Origin of the sequence: Dokdonella koreensis DS-123 (genome assembly GCF_001632775.1) — a bacterium.
Lineage (GTDB): Bacteria > Pseudomonadota > Gammaproteobacteria > Xanthomonadales > Rhodanobacteraceae > Dokdonella > Dokdonella koreensis.
On sequence record NZ_CP015249.1, the window covers coordinates 809,709 to 826,214 of the forward strand.

The window sequence follows — 16,506 nt, forward strand, 5'->3', positions numbered from 1 at the left end:
ACTGATGGAAGAGAGCGAAATTAGTCGCAAGTGCGGAAGCGCGCTTCTGGGCGTTGATGAGTGTTTAGCGCCAGCGGTCCGCTTTCCGAGAAATGTATTCGTTGGCCCGTGGGGCTACTACTTCTTCTTTGACTCCGACCGAATATTTGAAAGCGCATTCGTAAATCAAGTGAAAATGCTCCTTCATATCGAAGGCTCTTCGTGCGCTTGTCTGGTTAACCTAGATGCGTCGGCCGAGACAGCAAGCAGCCACCGGAGGTTCTTTATCGATCGCAGCACGGCACCGAATTCCTATAAAGATTTTATAAAAGGAGAGCGGCCAGGGCAAGGGTGGATACACAGTATCGATCGTTTTGGTTGTGCTTCAAACCTATGTCAATGGGCTGTCTACTGCGAGCGAGGCAGTGAGATCGCCGTTATTGCCATCCGATCGCAGTTTGCATTCGACCGCTATAGCTTGCCTCTGTCGGGGCTCAAGGCGGTGCGGATCAGGGACGCTGTTAGCAAGCCGATATCGTATGGATTCTCTCCTGAAGCCTTATCGACGGAATGGCGAAATATGCTGATTCACGAATATGACTCCGTCAAATAAGGCTCTTCGCTAAATACCGGGGAATGCCGAGCGGATTTTGAGGAAGAAGTGGGCACCTCGAAAAACCTCCCACATTGTCGTAGGTTCGTAGGCGAAGCCGAGGACGAGGTGCAAGTCGATGATCAGCCTGTTTGCCGGGGAAGAACGCTCGGCTAAGCGCGAGCGGCTGGGAGATCCGCTGCAGGTATTGGATCGGCACATCGACTTCGCCGCTCTAGCCAAGGCGGTCGACGCGAAGTTGGTGATCGGCGATGCCGGTCGCGGCGGACGTCCGCCGTATCCGACGGAGCTGATGATCCGGTTGCTGGTCGTGCAGAACTTGTACAACTTGTCCGACGATGCCATGGAGTATCAGTTGCTGGATCGGGCCAGCTTCCAGCGTTTTGCCGGTCTTGAGCAAAGCGGCCGTGTGCCGGACGCCAAGACGTTGTGGGTGTGGCGCGAGCGGCTCAAGAAGCAAGATCTGATCGGCGACATCAGCGAAGCGGTAGGTGGGCAATTGGCGCAGGCAGGGTTCATTGCCCGCGGCGGCCAGATCATCGACGCGAGCATCGTGACGGTGCCGATCCAGCGTAACCGGCGCGACGAGAACGAGGCGATCGGCCGCGGCGAGGTGCCAGCGGGCTGGAACGAGGCCAAGCGCGAGCAGAAGGATGTCGATGCGCGTTGGACGATCAAGCACGGCAAAAGCTACTACGGCTACAAACTGCACGCGAACACGGATCGGCGCTGGGGCTTCATTCGCCGCATCGAGGTGACGACCGCCTCGGCCAACGACACGACGGTGTTCGAGTCGATTCTGGATGCGACCAACACGAGTCGGGCGGTCTACGCTGATCGCGGTTACGCGAAGGCGGCGCGCGAACAGGCGCTTGGCGAGGCGGGCTATCGAGATCGGATCCAGCGCAAGGGCCAGGCGGATCGACCGCTGAGTCAAGCCCAGCAGCGTCGCAACCGACGTATTGCGCGTCAGAGGGCGTTCGGCGAGCACCCGTTTGCACGCTTGGCGCAGATGGGTGGCAAATGCATCCGCACGATCGGGTTGGCGCGAGCGCGGATGATGATCGCGTTGAAAGTAATCACGCACAACGTGATGCATCTGGCGCGGTTGAGACAACGCAGGATCGTACCTGCGTGAGGCAGGGCCACCGCCGCATTGCGGCGGATGAGCGGCGGTGATTCACGCAGTCGCGCTCTGTGGCGCCTTACGAATCGTCGTTTCGGCGAGTTCGCACTGCCGTGAACGGGTTATTCGAGGTGCCCGTCTCTGGAGGCCGGACCAGCTATCGCGTGTTCGTGCCTGCGTTAGTACCTCGTTGAGGACGAGCGTCGCTTCGACGCGCCTCATGCTGGCGTGGTGCCTTCGGCCTGCTGACGCACCCGGATCGCCTGGCTGCGGCTTTCCATTTCCTGCCGCAGCGCGCGGCGCAGCTGCGCGGCCTCGAAGCGCTGGCGCTCTTCCGCATCGCGCGGAACCAGCGGCGGCACGTCCACCGGCGTGCCGCCGTCGTCGACGGCGACCATCGTGAAGTAACAGCTATTGGCGTGCCGTACGAGCTGCTTGCGGATGTCCTCGGCGACCACCTTGATGCCCACTTCCATCGAGGTGCGACCGGTGAAATTGACGGCGGCGTAGAACGTAACCAGCTCGCCGACGTGGATCGGCTGGCGGAAGATCACCTGGTCGACCGAGAGCGTGACCACGTAGCGCCCGGCGTAGCGGCTGGCGCAGGCGTAGGCGACCTGGTCGAGGTACTTCAGGATGGTTCCGCCGTGGACGTTGCCGGTGAAGTTGGCCATGTCCGGCGTCATCAGGATCGTCATCGACAGCCGATGCGGAAGGTCGTCCATCGCGCGGGTCCAGCGGGGGGAGAGGCGCCGATTGTAGGGCGTGGCGCTGGCGCCGTGCCCCGGCAGTGTTCGCAGCGCGTGAAAAGTCTTGTGCGCACGGCCGCCTAGGTGGCCGGCGTCGCACCGCCTACGCTGCCGTCCGTATCGCGGCGCAACCGGCGCCGCGGCGGTCATTCCATGACCTTCCCCCGTCCACTGCCCGGAGAAACCCATGAGCAAGGTTCTGGTCCTGTACTACTCGGCCTATGGCCATATCGAACAGATGGCCGAGGCGGTCGCCGAGGGCGCGCGTTCGGCCGGCGCCACGGTCGACATCAAGCGCGTGCCGGAGCTGGTGCCCAAGGACGTGGCGCGTGCGTCGCACTACAAGCTCGATCAGAAAGCGCCGATCGCGACGATCGCGGACCTGGAACACTACGATGCGATCATCGTCGGCACCGGTACGCGCTTCGGCCGGATGGCCTCGCAGATGGCCAACTTCCTCGACCAGGCCGGCGGCCTGTGGGCGCGCGGCGTCCTCAACGGCAAGGTCGGTGCCGCCTTCACCTCGACGGCGACCCAGCACGGCGGGCAGGAGACGACGCTGTTCTCGATCCTGACCAACCTGCTGCACTTCGGGCTGGTCACGGTCGGCCTGCCGTACAGCTACCAGCCGCAGATGACGCTGGCCGAGATCACCGGCGGCTCGCCGTACGGCGCGACCACGATCACCGGCGGCGACGGCGCGCGCCAGCCGAGCGCGATCGAGCTGGACGGCGCGCGCTTCCAGGGCCGTCACGTGGCCGAGGTGACCAACAAGCTGTTCGGCTGACGGACGCGAGCTGACGCAGCGGGGCCGGCCGGATGCCGCCGGCACGGCCCCGCTGGCGCCGTCAGTCCTTCATGCGCCGGAACACGAACCACGGCAGGCTGCGCACGACCAGGGCGACCAGCCACCACCAGCGCGGCCGGTAGTAGGTGCCCGAGCGGCTGCCGAGGCCCTGCACGACGTCGCGCGCGATCTCGGCCGGTTCGGCCAGCGGCAGCGGCAGGCGCAGGCCGTGGGTCAGGTTGCTGCGCAGGAAGCCGAGCTGATAGAGCTGCACGCGCAGCGTGCCGTCGGCGTGGCGGTGGCGCAGGCTTTCGGCGAACGACACCAGGCCGCGCTTGGCGGCGGCATAGACGATGTTGCGGCCGCGGCCGCGTTCGGCGGCGACACTGCCGAACAGCACCAGCGCGCCGCGGCGTTCCTGCAGCCGCGGCAGCAGCGCGTGAGCGATCGCCAGCGGCGCATGCAGGTTGATCGCGAGCAGCGGGCCGATGGCGGCGGTGTCGAGCGTGCCGTCGTCGTCGTGCCGCGACCAGCCGGCGGGGACCAGCACGGCGGCGACCGGAGGCAGCGCGTCGAGCGCGGCGATGATCGCGGCACCCGGGTCGGCGCTGCGTGCGAGATCGAGTGCCAGGCCGCGGGCCGCGATGCCGTGGCGCAGGTGCAGGTCGGCAGCGAGCGCATCGACGTCGCGGCGGTCGGACGCGACCAGCAGCAGGGCATGGCCGCGGCGTGCCAGCTCGGCCGCGAGCGCACGGCCCAGGCCGCTGGAGGCGCCGACGACGACGGCGGTCGTGGCGGTGGTGTCGGCTGGCGACGCGGTGGCGGGCACGGTGGCGGATGCGGTCACAGGCCCAGCCTCCGTGTCAGTTCGGACCGCAGGTGGCCGTCGGGATCCCATTGGCGCAGCCGGTCGCGGATCGCGTCGAAGCCGGGGATCGCGCGGCGCACGGTGGCGGCGTCGAGCGTGGAATCCTTGATCAGGTTGGGCCGGCCGCCGTGGGCGAGGGCCAGCTCGGTCAGCGCGTCGAGGAAGGCGCGTTGCGACGGCTCGGCCGGCGAGGGCAGGTGCAGGGCGAGCGAGATGCCGTTGCCGTCGAAGGCGAGGCCGTCGGGCTCGCCGGCGAACAGCTTGCTGGAGATCAGGCTGATGCGCGGACGGCCGCGGGCGACGGCGTTCTCCAGTCCCTCGGCGAACGCGGCGAAGCGCGTGTGCGGCACCAGCCACTGGGCCTCGACGAAACCGGCGGCGCCGAAGCCGGCGAAATAGGGACGGGCGGCATTGAGCGGGAACAGCGTATCGGCCAGGGCCACCGCGGTCTGGCCGGGGCGGCACCAGCGCCGCTGGATCATGCCGTTGGCGACGGCGATGCCGAGCCGGTTCCAGGTCGGGATGCGCGAGGGCGCGATCACCGCCGGCAGGTCCGGCGTGCGGCCGGCCGGAGCGGCGGCGGCATCGGCGGTGTCCAGTCCGATGCGGATCACGCCACGGCCGAACCGGCCGGGCCGGCCGTCGTGCCAGCCGTAGAGCAGCGGCACGTTGACGGCGTCGCGCAGCACCTGCGCGGCCTCGGCGAGGCCGGCGACCGGGATGCGCCGCACCGCGAGCGCGGCCGGCGCGCGCGCGAGGCGCAGGGTGGCCGAGACGATCGTGCCGGTCAGGCCGAAGCCGGCACAGGTGTCGGCGAAGAGATCGCCGCCGTGATCGGGCGCGACCGTGACGCTGGCGCCGTCGCGCCACAGTTCGAGCGCGGCGACGTGCGCGCGGAACGTGCCGTCGCGCGCGGGGTTCTTGCCGTGCACGTCGGCGGCGATGCAGCCGCCGATCGTCGCTGCCGGATGGCCGGGCGCGACCGGCAGGTACCAGCCGTGGCCCAGCGCGAAGCGCTCGACGTCGCCGATCCGCGCACCGGCCTCCACGCGCAGCAGGCCGTGCTGGCCGTCGAAGGCCAGCAGCCGGTCGAAGGCGGCCATCTCCTGGCTGACGGCGTCGACACCGAAGCTGGCGGCGACGTACGAGACGCCCGAGCCGCGCGCGATGCGCGGCGCGCCGGCCGGCAGCGCGTCGAGCAGGCGATAGCGGTCCGGCCGCTGCACGCGGCAGCGCATCGTGAACTGCCGGTCGAAGCTGGTGAGCGCCTGTTCGCCGACGGCGAACCCGCGGTTCTCCTTCATGAAGTCTCCTTGCTGCTGTCGGCTTCGAAGAGCCGTTCGAGGTCCTCGCGGGCCTCGTTGGCGGTCTGCAGGACCGCCGCGTCGTCGTCGTAGACCAGGTGCTGCGCGCGCAGCAGGGCCTCGTCGTGCTCGCGGAACAGCCCGACGCGCCGCTCGGCCTGCTCGGCGGGCATGCCGAGCGAGGCGAGCACGTCGCGCGACAGCACCAGGCTGGAATGGAAGGTCTCGCGCACCACGTCGACGCCCAGGTCCATCAGCCGGAACACGTGCTGGCGGTTGCGCGCGCGGGCGAACACGCGCACGTGCGGAAACAGGCGCTTGACCATCCGGGCGGTGCGGATGTTGGCCTCGGGGTCGTCGGTGGCGACGACGAAGACCTCGGCCTTGTCGACCCGAACCGCGCGCAGCAGGTCGCTGCGGGTGGGGTCGCCGTAGAAGATCGGCGAGCCGAAGCGGCGCGAGAACTCGACCTGCTCGATCGAATGCTCGATCGCGGTGTACGGGATGTGGTTGGCGCGCAGTACGCGGGCCACGATCTGCCCGACGCGGCCGAAGCCGGCGATGACCACGCGCGGCGACGGCACCTCGATCGGGTCGAACGCCGGTTCGCGCTGCGGCTCGTGGCCGTCGATCCAGCGCGCGCGCGCCGACACCAGCAGCGGCGTCAGCGCCATCGACAGCGTGACGACGACGACCAGCAGGTCGCGCTGGGCGGCGCTGATCATGCCGTTGGCAGCCTCCAGCGTGAACACGACGAAGGCGAACTCGCCGCCCTGGCACAGCACGGCGGCCAGCGCGGCGGCCTGGGTGTTGCCCAGCCGGGCCGGACCGCGCGCGAGGCCGAACAGCAACGCCGCCTTGACCGCGATCAGGATCGCCAGCAGCGCCAGGACCGTGCCCGGCTGGCCGGTGACGACCTGGACGTCGGCCGACATGCCCACGCTGATGAAGAAGAGGCCGAGCAGCAGGCCCTTGAACGGGTCGATCTGCGCTTCGATCTCGTGGCGGTACTCCGAGTCGGCCAGCAGCACGCCGGCAAGGAAGGCGCCCAGCGACATCGACATGCCGGCTGCTTCCATGATCCAGGCCGTGCCCATGACCACCAGCAGCGCGCTGGCGGTGAAGACCTCGGGGATCTGCGTGGCTGCGGTGGCGCGGAACAGCGGCCGCAGCAGGTAGCGCCCGCCGACGACCACGGCCGCAATGACCAGCACGATGCGGCCGATGTCGAGCAGGTCGGCGGCCAGGCCGGCGTCGGCGGCGATCTTCTTGGCGGCCAGCACCGGAATCAGTGCCAGGATCGGGATCGCCGCGACGTCCTGGAACAGCAGGATCGAGAAGCCCAGGCGCCCGTGCTCGCTGTTGAGCTCCTTGCGCTCGGCCAGCACCTGCAGCGCGATCGCGGTGGAGGAGAGGGCCAGTCCCAGGCCGATGATCAGCGCCGGCTTCCAGGTGAGCCCGAACGCGACGGCGATGCCGCCGAGCGCGGCGGCGGTGAGCAGCAGTTGCAGGCTGCCCAGGCCGAACACCTGCCGCCGCATCACCCACAGGCGCTGCGGCGAGAGCTCCATGCCGATCACGAACAGCATCAGCACGATGCCCAGCTCGGAGATCTCGGCGATCATCGCGTTCTCGCCGAGCAGGCGCAGGCCGTCCGGCCCGATCAGCACGCCGGCGGCGAGATAGCCGACGACCGCGCCGAGCCGCCAGCGCCGCGCCAGCGGGACGGCGATGACCGCCACCAGCAGCAGCACGACGGCATATTGCAGAAACGGATGGGACGGCACGCGGGCTCCAGCGGATGGCGCCGGCCGAAACGCGGCCGGGCTCGACGCGGCGGGGCACGATCGGGGAGGGCGCGCGCCGGGCCGCGATTATTGCACGCAGGTTTGCCGTGTTCCGGACGAAATGCTGAACGATCGTGACTTTTCTCAGGCGCTGAGACGTGCCGGTGCGAGGCTGGACGCTCCTGTCGGAGTGTCCTCTCGGAGGGTTTCGCCATGTTGTTCGCCCCACTTCCTTTGCCGCCCCGGACCGCCGGGCCCGCGCCGGCCCGTTCGCCGATCCGCTCCGCCCGCGCCATGGCGCCGCGGCCCGTCCCGCCGGTTCTCCCGCCCATGGCTGATGCCGTTCGCCGCCGCGTCCTGATGGTCTGGCTGCTGGGCGGCCTGCTGGCGGTCGCGCTGCTGCCGGCCGTGCGCGGCGGTCCGCTGCTCGGTGGATCGTTGCCGTTCTGGCTGGTGCTGGCGCCGGCGATCAACCTGGCCTGGCTGACCCGGCATCGTTGGCTGGCGGTGCTCGGCACGCGGTTTCGCGCGGCGCGCATGCGCCGGCCGGCGGCGCGCCGCATCGCGCGGCGCGGGGCCGGGCAGCCGTCCGGTCAGCGTGCGGTGACGCGCAGCAGGCGGTCGCGCGCGGCGGCGTCCAGTCCGGACAGGTCGAGCAATTCGTAGCGGCGGTCGACGATGCGCTGCACGCCGGGCGCCTGCGCCAGGTCCGCCGCCACCTGGGCGACGGCGGGCGGCACACGCGGCGGTTGGCGGTCGATGTCCGGCCGCGGCAGGATCAGGTAGTCGATGCCCTGGGTGTCCAGGAACCGCCGGAAGCCGTCCGCGCTGCGGATGTAGTCCGGGCGCGAGTAGCTGATCGTCCCGACGTCCTCGAACCGGGCCGGCAACCAGTTCATCGCGCTTTCCTCGACCGCGCCGGTGACGCGCGGCACGCCGTCCGCCTCGCGCAGATGGCCGCTGATCCGGATCAGGCCGGCCCACTCGAGCTGGCCGGCGCGGCTGCGGCGCATGTCGCGCCAGCTGGTGTCGAGGTTCAGGTCGAACGCACGCGTGCCGGGTGTCCAGGCCCCGCTGATGAAGCTGTAGCCGGCCTGGAACAGCGCGAAGGCCGGCAGGCAGGCGAGCGCCACCGCGAAGGCGCGCGGTGCCGTCGCGAGCCGGCCGAACGCGGCGCCGCCGGCCAGGATGATCGCCGGCAGCAGGGCATAGAGGAAGTAGTTGCCGTCGCCGCCGCGCACGAGATAGCGGTTGCCGACGGCGAGGACGAGGCCGATCGCGACCAGCGCGAGCAGCGGCCAGGGGCGTTGCGGCACGGCTGCCACGCGCTGCCGGCCGAGCGCCGCCGCGGCCAGCGCCAGCACGGCCAGCCAGAGCCAGACGTTGCCGGTCCACGACACCACGATGTGCGGCAGGCGCTGCGGCCGCAGCAGCCAGTCCAGCACCAGCGGCGGCACCTCGCGCCAGTCCTGGGCCTGGGTCCAGTTCAGCGTGCCGGCCGGCTCGCGCAGCTCGAAGCCGAGGGCCAGCCAGAGCTTGAACAGCGGGTCGGGACCGATCGTCGGCAGGCCGGTCAGCAGCCAGGTGCGCGCCAGCACGAATACGGCGGCGGCCAGCGCAAGGGCGAGGGTCGCGGCGGCCAGCCGCGCATCGACGGCCGGGCCGGTCGCGAGGCCCGGCGTCGCCGGGCGTGGTCGCAGTGCCGCCGCCAGCGTCGCCAGTACCAGCACGCCGGCGAACGGAATCGCGGCCATCTTGGCCGAGCAGGCCAGGGCCACCGCCGCGGCCATCAGCGCCAGCGCCGGCCAGCGCCGCGTGCGCAGCCAGTCGATGCCGAACAGCGCGCTGAGCATTACCAGCAGGGTGGCGAACACCTCCGGCTTGGCGTCGAAGGCGAAATTGGCCAGCGCCGGCAGTGTGGCGATGACCGCCAGCAGCGGCAGCTGGGCGCGCTCGGGCACCGCGACGGCGCGCATCAGCTGCCGGCAGGTCAGCAACAGCAGCACCAGCAGCAGGACGCTCATGCCGCCGACCACGCTGTTGGAGCCCAGGCCGCTCAACGGCAGCAGGAACGCCTCGTAGATCTTCGGGAAGTAGTACACCGGCGAGACCAGGCCGAGCGGCTCGAACAGCGAGTCGCCGGGCGCCAGCACGAATTCCGCGCGCAGGCCGTACCAGAGCGAGTCGTAGCCGATCGCGTAGCGGCCCCGGACGAACAGCGACAGCAGCCAGGCCAGCAGCACGGCGCCCCAGAAGCGGCCGGCGGCCGGCTGGGCGCGCAGGCGCTGCCACAGGAAGACCGTCAGCGGACGCTGGCCGCCGAACACGGCCGGCAGCGCCAGCAGCAGCGTCAGCCAGCGCAGCGCCTTGATCGACCCGAGGTCCAGTGCCGAGACGGTCCAGGCGGCCACGCTCCAGAGCGCGAAACCGCCGAGAAAGGCCAGCAGGTAGTCGGCCGAGCCGGTGGCGGCGGGAAGCCGCAGCAGCCGGCGCAGCGCCATTCCCAGGCCGATGACGATCTCGAACTGGATCAGGTCCAGCACCAGCGGGATGTCGGTGCCGTGCCGGCGCAGGACGAGCAGCGCCGGCAGGACGACCAACACCAGCAGCGCCCAGCGCCGGTTGAGGAGGACGCCGGCCACGATCAGCACGCCGAGCCCGCCCACCTCGAGCGCGCCCTGCCAGGACGAGGGCTGGCTGATATGCCAGAGGAACGGGCCGCCACCCCAGGTCAGCTGCCAGCCGGTGATGCCGATGAAGGCCGCGGCGCCGGCGATCGCCAGCACGGTCAGCAGCAGGGAAGTCCGGGAGTCTGCGGCGTCGGTCGTCAACATCGATGCATCCGGCGCCTCATGCGCCTCGGGGAAGCCGGGAAGTCTGGAGCACGCTCCAGAGCGGGCTGTCGATTCTACGGGGCGCTGCATCGCGCCGGCGCGGCATGCCGCTCGGACAAGGCGCCGCGGGCCGCCGCGCCCGGCCGGCCCCGCGGGTTCCGCTGCCGCTTCGGCGCAGCGTCCTTGGGCACCCGCCGCGCGGGCGCCAACAGGGACGGCCTGCCGGCCGCGATCGTCGCGTCAGCCGCGCACACCGAGCCGCTTGCGCTCCATGCGGCGCAGGAACTCGGCCATGATCCGGCGGTACAGGTCCTCGCCGAGGTAGGCGTCCTCGACGCCGGCGTCGATCGAGGGATTGTCGTTGACCTCGATCAGCGCCAGGCGGTCGCCGGCCTTCTTGATGTCCACGCCGTACAGTCCGTCGCCGATCGGCGCGGTGGCCTTGAGCGCCAGCTTGACGATGTCGGCCGGCGCCTCGCGCACCGGCAGCGTCTGGAAGCCGCCGGACTTGGCGGTGCCCTTGGCGGCGTGGTTGTAGATCTGCCAGTGGCCGCGCGACATGAAGTACTTGCAGGCGTAGAGCGGCTCGCGGTTGAGCACGCCGATGCGCCAGTCGAACTCGGTGAACATGAACTCCTGCGCCAGCACCAGGGCGGTGTGCTGGAACAGCGCATCGGCGGCCTCCTTGAGGCCGGCCGGCGTCTCGACCTTGACGATGCCGCGCGAGAACGAGCCGTCCGGGATCTTGAGCACCAGCGGGAATTCCATGCGGCCGGCCAGTTCGTCCAGCCGCTTGGCCTCGTCGCGGTACAGGATCTCGGTGCGCGGAATCGGCAGCTTGCGCGACAGCATCAGGTCGTGCAGGTAGATCTTGTTGGTGCACTTGAGGATCGAGCCGGGGTCGTCGATGACGACCATGTCTTCCTTCTCCGCCTTGTTGGCGAAGCGGTAGGTGTGGTTGTCCAGCGCGGTGGTCTCGCGGATGAACAGGCCGTCGTACTCGGCCAGGCGCTGGTAGTCGTTGCGGCCGATCGCGTCGACCTCGATGCCCAGCTCGTTGCCGGCCTCGACGAACTGCTTGAGCGCGCGCTTGTTCGACGGCGGCATCGCCTCGGCCGGGTCGACGAGCATCGCCAGGTCGAAGCGGAACTTGCGGCGCGCGCGCGGCTTGCGCCAGAGCTTGCGCGAGAACTTGTCGAGCGACTGCGCGAAGGCGTCTTCCTGCTCGTCGGACAGCGAATGCAGGCCGGTGGGCTTGATCGCGCTGATCTGCCAGACCCGCTCGCGCTCGAACTCGATGCGCAGGATCGGGCACGGGAACGTCTCGAACAACTGGCGCGCCAGATCCTCCAGCGCCGGGTAGGAGGTCTCGCCGAAGTAGACCAGGATGCCGAAATCGGTGGTGTCGCGGCCGCCGGCCGGCAGGAACTTGCCGAGCTTGCCGTTCAGGTCCTCGATGTCCAGGCCGTACAGCGACCGGCGACGCAGGTCGTTGATCGTGCGCACCGACGGGATCACCTTGTGGCCGCGCGCCTCGGCCAGCAGCGAGACGTAGTAGCCGGTGCCCAGGTACTTGTAGCTGCGGCACAGGTTGATGACCTGCGTGCGCTCATCGTCGTCGCTGAGCGGCTGCTTCAGGTAGTCCTGTGCCGAGACCACGTTGTCCGACGGGTAGTACGAGCCCCAGTCCGAGGCTTTTTCGACGACGATGACGAGCCGGCTCATGCGTGGGAGGGCCTTGGGGCCGTCGCTCGGGCGGCTGCGCGAAGTGGAAGGGAACGGGTCGGTTTCGGAGCGGCGGCGAAGTCTGACACAAGCCGGCGGCGCGCGGGAGCGGGGGCGCGGACGCCGTTCAGACCGCGGCCGGCGTGTCCGGTTCGCACACAAACCGGTTGCGCTTCGAGGGCGGCGCCCCTAGTCTGCGCGCCGTGTTCGCAAGCCCCCCTCCGATGCCCCACGCCCAGTTGCGCGTCCGCCGCGCCATCGACGGTGATCTGCAGGCCCTGATCGACCTGGAGACCCGCAGTTTCGCCACCGACCGGATCAGCCCGCGCCAATGGCGCTGGCATCTGGAAAGCGACAGCGCGCGCGTGCTGGTCGCGCTGCACGAGCGCCGGCTGGTGGGTGCCTGCGTGATGTTCTTCCGCAAGGGCAGCGACCTGGCCCGCCTGTACTCGATGGCGGTAGCGGCGGAGCTGCGCGGGCAGCGCGTCGGCGAACAGCTGCTCGAAGCGGCCGAGGCCGCGGCACAGCGCAGCGGCTGCCGGCGCCTGCGCCTGGAAGTGCGCGACGGCAACGCCGCCGCCCAGCGGCTCTACGAACGCAACGGCTACCAGCGCATCGCGCGGCTGCCGGCGTACTACGCCGACGGCGAGGACGGCTGGCGCTACGAGAAGACGCTGTCGCGCGCCGGCGCCGGCTGAGCGGCACTCACCAGCCGGCTTCGCGCAGGCGTTCTTCGGTGGCCGCATCGGCCGGGCGCGCGACCAGGCCGCCGGTCGGCGCCAGTGTCACCACGAAGCGCCCGCCGTCGACCATCGGCAGGTAGGCGGCGCTGCCGAAGTCGGCATCGATCCAGGGCAGCCAGCGCGGGTAACGGTGCTTGAGGCTCCACAGGTCCAGCGGATTGCGCGGTGCCAGGTCGACCACGGCCGGCGGCCGTTCCGTCGCCTGGGAGGCCAGCCGGTAGCGCCCGGTGAGGCGGTCGATCCGGTACAGCGGCGGCGCGCCGAGCATGACCGCGGCCGGCCGCCACTTGATCACGCGCGCATCGAGCTGCCACTGGTCGCCGGTCAGTTCGGCGGTGCGCGCGTTCCCGTCCGGCAGCTCGATGCGCAGGGCATAACGCTGGTCGCCCAGCCGCTGCGTGGCGATCTGCGCGACCAGGGCCTCGTCGGTGAGCCGCCGGTAGCCGAGCAGGGCCAGTCCGGACAGCAGCCCGGCCAGGCCGATGGCCAGGAACGAGACGCTCCAGACCGCCCGTGCGCCCGCCCGCAGGCGGCGCCGGGCGCTCCAGCGCCGGCGGGCGGCGACCGCCTGGCCGAGACCCAGCGCCAGGCAGACGGCGGCGATGACGAACAGCGTGACGATCAGCGGCATCAGCGACATCGGCGCAGCATAGCCGGTCGCGCGGCCGACGTGCCGCGCCGCCCGATCCCGACGGTGCGGTCGTGGCGCGCGCCGCTATACTGGCGCCGTCTTCACGCCGCGGGTCCGTTTCATGCGCAAGTCGCGCCTCATCTTCCTGCTTTCGACGTCGCTGCTGGTCCTGTGCCTGGCTGCCTGCGGCAACAAGGGCGACCTGGTGCGTCCCGGCACGCCGACGCCGGCCGCGCAATGAGCGCGGCGGTGGCCGCCCCGGCGAAGGCCCGGCGCGGCCTGGCGTTCACCAAGATGCACGGCATCGGCAACGACTTCGTCCTGATCGATTGCCGCGCGGCGCCGCTGCCGTTGGACGCGGTGGCGATCCGCGCCCTCGGCGACCGCCATCGCGGCGTCGGCTTCGACCAGCTGCTGACGATCGAACCGGCGCGCGACGGCAGCTGCGCGTTCGCCTACGGCATCTGGAACAGCGACGGCACGCCGGCGCTGCAGTGCGGCAACGGCGTGCGCTGCGTCGCCGCCTGGCTGCATCGCGACGGCGCCCTGCCGGCCGGCCCGCTGCGCCTGGAAGGACCGGCCGGCCCGGTCGCCGTCGAGCGGCTGGACGACGGGCGGATCCGCGTGGACATGGGCGAGCCACGGTTCGCGCCGGCGGCCGTCCCGCTGGCCGTGGATGCCGAGAGCGACACCTATCTGCTCGAACTGGACGGCGAGACGATCGCGCTGGGCGCGGTCTCGATGGGCAACCCGCACGCGGTGATCGAAGTGGCGGATGCCGCCGCGGCGCCGGTCGCGCGGATCGGCCCGCGGATCGCGCAGGCCCCGCTGTTTCCCAGGGATTGCAATGTCGGCTTCGCCGAGCTGCGCGGGCGCGCCGCGATCGGCCTGCGCGTCTGGGAGCGCGGGGCCGGCGAGACGCTGGCCTGCGGCTCGGGCGCCTGCGCGGCGGTCGCGGTGCTGCGCCGGCGCGGCCGGGTCGATGCCGCGGTGCGCGTGACGCTGCCGGGCGGCGAGCTCGACATCCACTGGACCGGTCCGGGCGCATCGCTGTGGATGACCGGGCCGACGGCATTCGTGTTCGACGGCGAGCTGACGCCCTGAATCCGCCGCGCGCCCTGTCCCGCCCGACGGCGCCCGGCATGGCTTCACGCGGGCCGGTGCCGCCACGCCCGCCCGTACCCTGCGAACAACGACGAGGAGCACGCAATGTCTGAACTCAGCGTCAAGGACGGCCTGGCCGCGATGGAGGTCGCCAGCTACCTGCGCCGCCATCCGGAGTTCCTGGCCGAGTTTCCCGACATCGCACTGGCGCTGCGGCTGCCGCGCGAGCACGGGGATGCCGCTTCGCTGGCCAGCTACCAGCTGGAGGTGCTGCGCGAGAAGAACCGCGATCTCAACCGGCGCCTGCACGAGCTGGTCGAGATCGCCCACGACAACGAGCAGCTGACCGTGCGCGTGCACATGCTGACGCTGTCGCTGATGCGTGCGACGACGCCGGCCGAGACCGTCAGCCACGTGGCCGCGAGCCTGACCGAGGACTTCCACTCCGAGCACGTGCGCCTGGTGCTGTTCCGCGCCGCCCGCGACCTGCCGGCGGTCGAGTGGCTGATCACCGAGCCGGGCGGGGCGGCCGCGCTGCCGGCCTTCGCCGAGTTCTTCAAGCGCGCCGAGCCGCTGTGCGGGCGCCTGCAGCAGGACAAGCTCGACGTGCTGTTCGGTGCCAGGGCGCCGGAGATCGCCTCGGCCGCGCTGCTGCCGATCGGCGACAGCGGCCTGCTGGCGATCGGCAGCAGCGACAGCAACCGCTTCCATCCGGGCATGGGCACGATCTTCCTGAAGCTGATCGCCGAGGCGGTGGCGGTGTCGCTGGCGCGGTTCCCGAAGACGCCGTGAGATGAGCGAGCCGCTGGCCCGTTGCGTCGGCCGCTTCCTCGACTACCTGCGCGTCGAGCGCCGCTACGCGCCCGGCACGATCGTCAACTACCGCGACGAACTGACGCGGCTGGAGGCGGCCATGGTCGCTTCCGGCCGGACGCGCTGGGCCGAGGCCGACACCGCGACGATCCGCAGCCTGGTCGCCGCCGAGCACCGGCGTGGACGTTCGCCGGGCTCCCTGCGCATCCTGGTGTCGGCCTGCCGCAGCTTCTTCCGCTACCTGGCGCGCGAGGGCGAGGTGACGGCCAATCCGGCGGTCGGCGTGCGCCTGCCCAAGCTCCGCCGCAAGCTGCCGCAGGTGCTCGACGCCGACGAGGTCGGCGCCCTGGTCGACGTCGCTCCCGATTCGCCCGAGGCGGTCCACGACCGCGCGCTGCTGGAGCTGCTCTATTCGAGCGGCCTGCGCGTGGCCGAGCTGGTCTCGGTGCGCTGGTGCGACCTGGACGCCGCGGAGGGGCAGCTGACCGTCGTCGGCAAGGGCTCCAAGACGCGCATCGTGCCGGTCGGCAGCCACGCGCTGGCGGCGCTGGCCGCGCTGCGGGCGCAGGACGCCGCTCCGGCCGAGGCGACGATCTTCCACGGCCGCCACGGCCGCCCGCTGTCCACCGGCGCGGCGCGCGCGCGGGTGCGCCGCCGGGCCAAGGCGCAGGGCGTCTGGAAGCGCGTCTATCCGCATCTGCTGCGGCACTCCTGTGCCAGCCACCTGCTGGAGTCCTCGGGCGACCTGCGCGCCGTGCAGGAACTGCTCGGGCACGCCGACATCGGCACGACGCAGATCTATACGCACCTGGATTTCCAGCACCTGGCCAAGGTCTACGACGCCGCGCATCCGCGCGCGCGGCGGCGCGCGCGCGACTGAGCCGAAGGCGTCGCGCCCATCCTCGACCCGCGTACGCGGCAAGGCCGCGTCGCCGGGGCGCGGATCAGAGGCCGGCGCTGCCGGCACGTGAGCGGTCCAGCCCGGGACTGCGCCAGCGGGTGGTGCCCCGGCAGTCTGGCGGCATCACGCCGTTACGTGACCGGCGCGCACCGCGCCACTCAATCGCGGCAATAGCCCTCGCCGGTACGGATGACCAGGCAGTCGCGCTTGTCGGCCAGCCATTTCATGCCGGTGCCGGCGCCGTCGCTGGCGCGGATCGTCGCCTCGGTGCCGTCGCGCAGGAAGTGCAGCTCGGCATCGGCCGCGCGGCCGGCATAGGTCCGCGCCTGGTCGAGATCACGGATCGTGATGGTGTACCGGTCCGCCCCGTCGGGTGCCGGCTCGATGCGCAGGAAGGTGCCTTCCGGCCCGGTCCATTGGCCGGTCCAGGCGGCGACCGTCGCGGAGGTCACCGGTGCCGTTCCGGCGGCGGGGGGTGGGTCCGGCACGCGGGACGGCGGTGCCGCGTCGCGGCATCCGGCGATCAGTGCCACAGCGGCGAG

The 16,506-nt window shown here is 70.9% G+C and carries 17 protein-coding genes; 9 read left to right on the forward strand and 8 right to left on the reverse strand.

All coding sequences use genetic code 11. From position 1 onward, the window contains the following. The first annotated feature begins 4 nt into the window (after positions 1–4). Both I596_RS18380 and I596_RS03130 read left to right on the forward strand, forming a co-directional pair. Positions 5–592: a hypothetical protein gene (locus I596_RS18380; protein WP_150131986.1), complete on the forward strand. Its 588-nt coding sequence runs from the start codon at positions 5–7 to the stop codon at positions 590–592. Between the two features lie 118 nt (positions 593–710). Beyond that, a complete protein-coding gene (locus I596_RS03130) occupies positions 711–1,730 on the forward strand; it encodes an IS5 family transposase (protein ID WP_067644064.1) in 1,020 nt (339 codons plus the stop codon). 206 nt (positions 1,731–1,936) lie between these two features. On the opposite strand, the gene I596_RS03135 is transcribed toward I596_RS03130, so the two are convergent. Beyond that, positions 1,937–2,443 carry an acyl-CoA thioesterase gene (locus tag I596_RS03135; RefSeq protein WP_067644067.1) on the reverse strand — a complete coding sequence of 169 codons (507 nt, stop codon included), beginning with the start codon at positions 2,441–2,443 and terminating at the stop codon, positions 1,937–1,939. A 211-nt stretch (positions 2,444–2,654) separates the two neighbouring features. Between I596_RS03135 and wrbA the strand changes: the two genes are divergently transcribed. After that, positions 2,655–3,254, forward strand: coding sequence for an NAD(P)H:quinone oxidoreductase (gene wrbA, locus I596_RS03140; protein WP_067644070.1), 600 nt, complete (start codon positions 2,655–2,657; stop codon positions 3,252–3,254). A 61-nt stretch (positions 3,255–3,315) separates the two neighbouring features. Here wrbA and I596_RS03145 read toward each other — a convergent pair whose 3' ends face one another. Genes I596_RS03145 through I596_RS03155 form a run of 3 tightly spaced genes read right to left on the reverse strand, consistent with a single transcriptional unit; the run spans position 3,316 to position 7,213 of the window. Then, positions 3,316–4,101: an SDR family NAD(P)-dependent oxidoreductase gene (locus I596_RS03145; RefSeq protein ID WP_190278975.1), complete on the reverse strand. Its 786-nt coding sequence runs from the start codon at positions 4,099–4,101 to the stop codon at positions 3,316–3,318. Further along, complete coding sequence (locus I596_RS03150; protein ID WP_067644076.1) at positions 4,098–5,426, reverse strand: FAD-binding oxidoreductase; 1,329 nt, start codon at positions 5,424–5,426, stop codon at positions 4,098–4,100. Before I596_RS03150 ends, I596_RS03145 begins: the two co-directional genes overlap by 4 nt. After that, positions 5,423–7,213, reverse strand: a complete 1,791-nt coding sequence (locus tag I596_RS03155) for a monovalent cation:proton antiporter-2 (CPA2) family protein (protein ID WP_067644080.1) — start codon at positions 7,211–7,213, stop codon at positions 5,423–5,425. The genes I596_RS03150 and I596_RS03155 overlap by 4 nt, the downstream gene beginning before the upstream one ends. A gap of 330 nt (positions 7,214–7,543) precedes the next feature. Here I596_RS03155 and I596_RS03160 point away from each other — a divergent pair, with 330 nt between their 5' ends. Beyond that, the gene (locus tag I596_RS03160) at positions 7,544–7,879 is read left to right on the forward strand and encodes a hypothetical protein (protein WP_150131987.1); all 336 of its coding nucleotides are present in this window, start codon (positions 7,544–7,546) and stop codon (positions 7,877–7,879) included. Here I596_RS03160 and I596_RS03165 read toward each other — a convergent pair. Further along, positions 7,807–10,047 carry a hypothetical protein gene (locus I596_RS03165; protein WP_067644086.1) on the reverse strand — a complete coding sequence of 747 codons (2,241 nt, stop codon included), beginning with the start codon at positions 10,045–10,047 and terminating at the stop codon, positions 7,807–7,809. The genes I596_RS03160 and I596_RS03165 overlap by 73 nt on opposite strands. Positions 10,048–10,287: 240 nt before the next feature. After that, complete coding sequence (locus tag I596_RS03170) at positions 10,288–11,772, reverse strand: RimK family protein (protein WP_067644089.1); 1,485 nt, start codon at positions 11,770–11,772, stop codon at positions 10,288–10,290. A gap of 224 nt (positions 11,773–11,996) precedes the next feature. Here I596_RS03170 and I596_RS03175 point away from each other — a divergent pair, with 224 nt between their 5' ends. Next, positions 11,997–12,470: a GNAT family N-acetyltransferase gene (locus I596_RS03175; protein WP_067644092.1), complete on the forward strand. Its 474-nt coding sequence runs from the start codon at positions 11,997–11,999 to the stop codon at positions 12,468–12,470. Between the two features lie 7 nt (positions 12,471–12,477). Here the strand turns inward: I596_RS03175 and I596_RS03180 are convergent, their stop codons facing one another. Continuing rightward, positions 12,478–13,146: a hypothetical protein gene (locus I596_RS03180; RefSeq protein ID WP_150131988.1), complete on the reverse strand. Its 669-nt coding sequence runs from the start codon at positions 13,144–13,146 to the stop codon at positions 12,478–12,480. A 121-nt stretch (positions 13,147–13,267) separates the two neighbouring features. On the opposite strand from I596_RS03180, the gene lptM reads away from it, so the two are divergent. From lptM to I596_RS03195, 4 genes are all read left to right on the forward strand, one after another. Beyond that, entirely contained in the window at positions 13,268–13,387 is a 120-nt protein-coding gene (gene lptM / locus I596_RS18905; RefSeq protein WP_223303905.1) for an LPS translocon maturation chaperone LptM, read from the forward strand. A gap of 53 nt (positions 13,388–13,440) precedes the next feature. Further along, positions 13,441–14,250: a diaminopimelate epimerase gene (dapF, locus tag I596_RS03185; RefSeq protein WP_223303948.1), complete on the forward strand. Its 810-nt coding sequence runs from the start codon at positions 13,441–13,443 to the stop codon at positions 14,248–14,250. A 105-nt stretch (positions 14,251–14,355) separates the two neighbouring features. Then, the gene (locus tag I596_RS03190) at positions 14,356–15,042 is read left to right on the forward strand and encodes a DUF484 family protein (protein ID WP_067644100.1); all 687 of its coding nucleotides are present in this window, start codon (positions 14,356–14,358) and stop codon (positions 15,040–15,042) included. A 1-nt stretch (position 15,043) separates the two neighbouring features. Continuing rightward, positions 15,044–15,943 carry a tyrosine recombinase XerC gene (locus I596_RS03195; RefSeq protein WP_067644103.1) on the forward strand — a complete coding sequence of 300 codons (900 nt, stop codon included), beginning with the start codon at positions 15,044–15,046 and terminating at the stop codon, positions 15,941–15,943. A 179-nt stretch (positions 15,944–16,122) separates the two neighbouring features. Here I596_RS03195 and I596_RS03200 read toward each other — a convergent pair whose 3' ends face one another. Continuing rightward, on the reverse strand, positions 16,123–16,416 hold the full coding sequence (locus tag I596_RS03200; RefSeq protein WP_223303906.1) for a hypothetical protein: 294 nt from the start codon (positions 16,414–16,416) through the stop codon (positions 16,123–16,125). Positions 16,417–16,506: the final 90 nt, after the last annotated feature.

Bases quoted from the DNA above. Each gene is read 5' to 3' on its own strand.
- I596_RS03130 (WP_067644064.1), top strand. From the start codon at position 711: ATGATCAGCCTGTTTGCCGGGGAAGAACGCTCGGCTAAGCGCGAGCGG.
- I596_RS03150 (WP_067644076.1), bottom strand. From the start codon at position 5,426: ATGAAGGAGAACCGCGGGTTCGCCGTCGGCGAACAGGCGCTCACCAGC.
- I596_RS03165 (WP_067644086.1), bottom strand. From the start codon at position 10,047: ATGTTGACGACCGACGCCGCAGACTCCCGGACTTCCCTGCTGCTGACC.
- I596_RS18380 (WP_150131986.1), top strand. From the start codon at position 5: ATGGAAGAGAGCGAAATTAGTCGCAAGTGCGGAAGCGCGCTTCTGGGC.
- I596_RS03190 (WP_067644100.1), top strand. From the start codon at position 14,356: ATGTCTGAACTCAGCGTCAAGGACGGCCTGGCCGCGATGGAGGTCGCC.
- I596_RS03195 (WP_067644103.1), top strand. From the start codon at position 15,044: ATGAGCGAGCCGCTGGCCCGTTGCGTCGGCCGCTTCCTCGACTACCTG.
- I596_RS03180 (WP_150131988.1), bottom strand. From the start codon at position 13,146: ATGCCGCTGATCGTCACGCTGTTCGTCATCGCCGCCGTCTGCCTGGCG.
- I596_RS03160 (WP_150131987.1), top strand. From the start codon at position 7,544: ATGGCTGATGCCGTTCGCCGCCGCGTCCTGATGGTCTGGCTGCTGGGC.
- I596_RS03170 (WP_067644089.1), bottom strand. From the start codon at position 11,772: ATGAGCCGGCTCGTCATCGTCGTCGAAAAAGCCTCGGACTGGGGCTCG.
- lptM (WP_223303905.1), top strand. From the start codon at position 13,268: ATGCGCAAGTCGCGCCTCATCTTCCTGCTTTCGACGTCGCTGCTGGTC.
- dapF (WP_223303948.1), top strand. From the start codon at position 13,441: ATGCACGGCATCGGCAACGACTTCGTCCTGATCGATTGCCGCGCGGCG.
- wrbA (WP_067644070.1), top strand. From the start codon at position 2,655: ATGAGCAAGGTTCTGGTCCTGTACTACTCGGCCTATGGCCATATCGAA.
- I596_RS03175 (WP_067644092.1), top strand. From the start codon at position 11,997: ATGCCCCACGCCCAGTTGCGCGTCCGCCGCGCCATCGACGGTGATCTG.
- I596_RS03135 (WP_067644067.1), bottom strand. From the start codon at position 2,443: ATGGACGACCTTCCGCATCGGCTGTCGATGACGATCCTGATGACGCCG.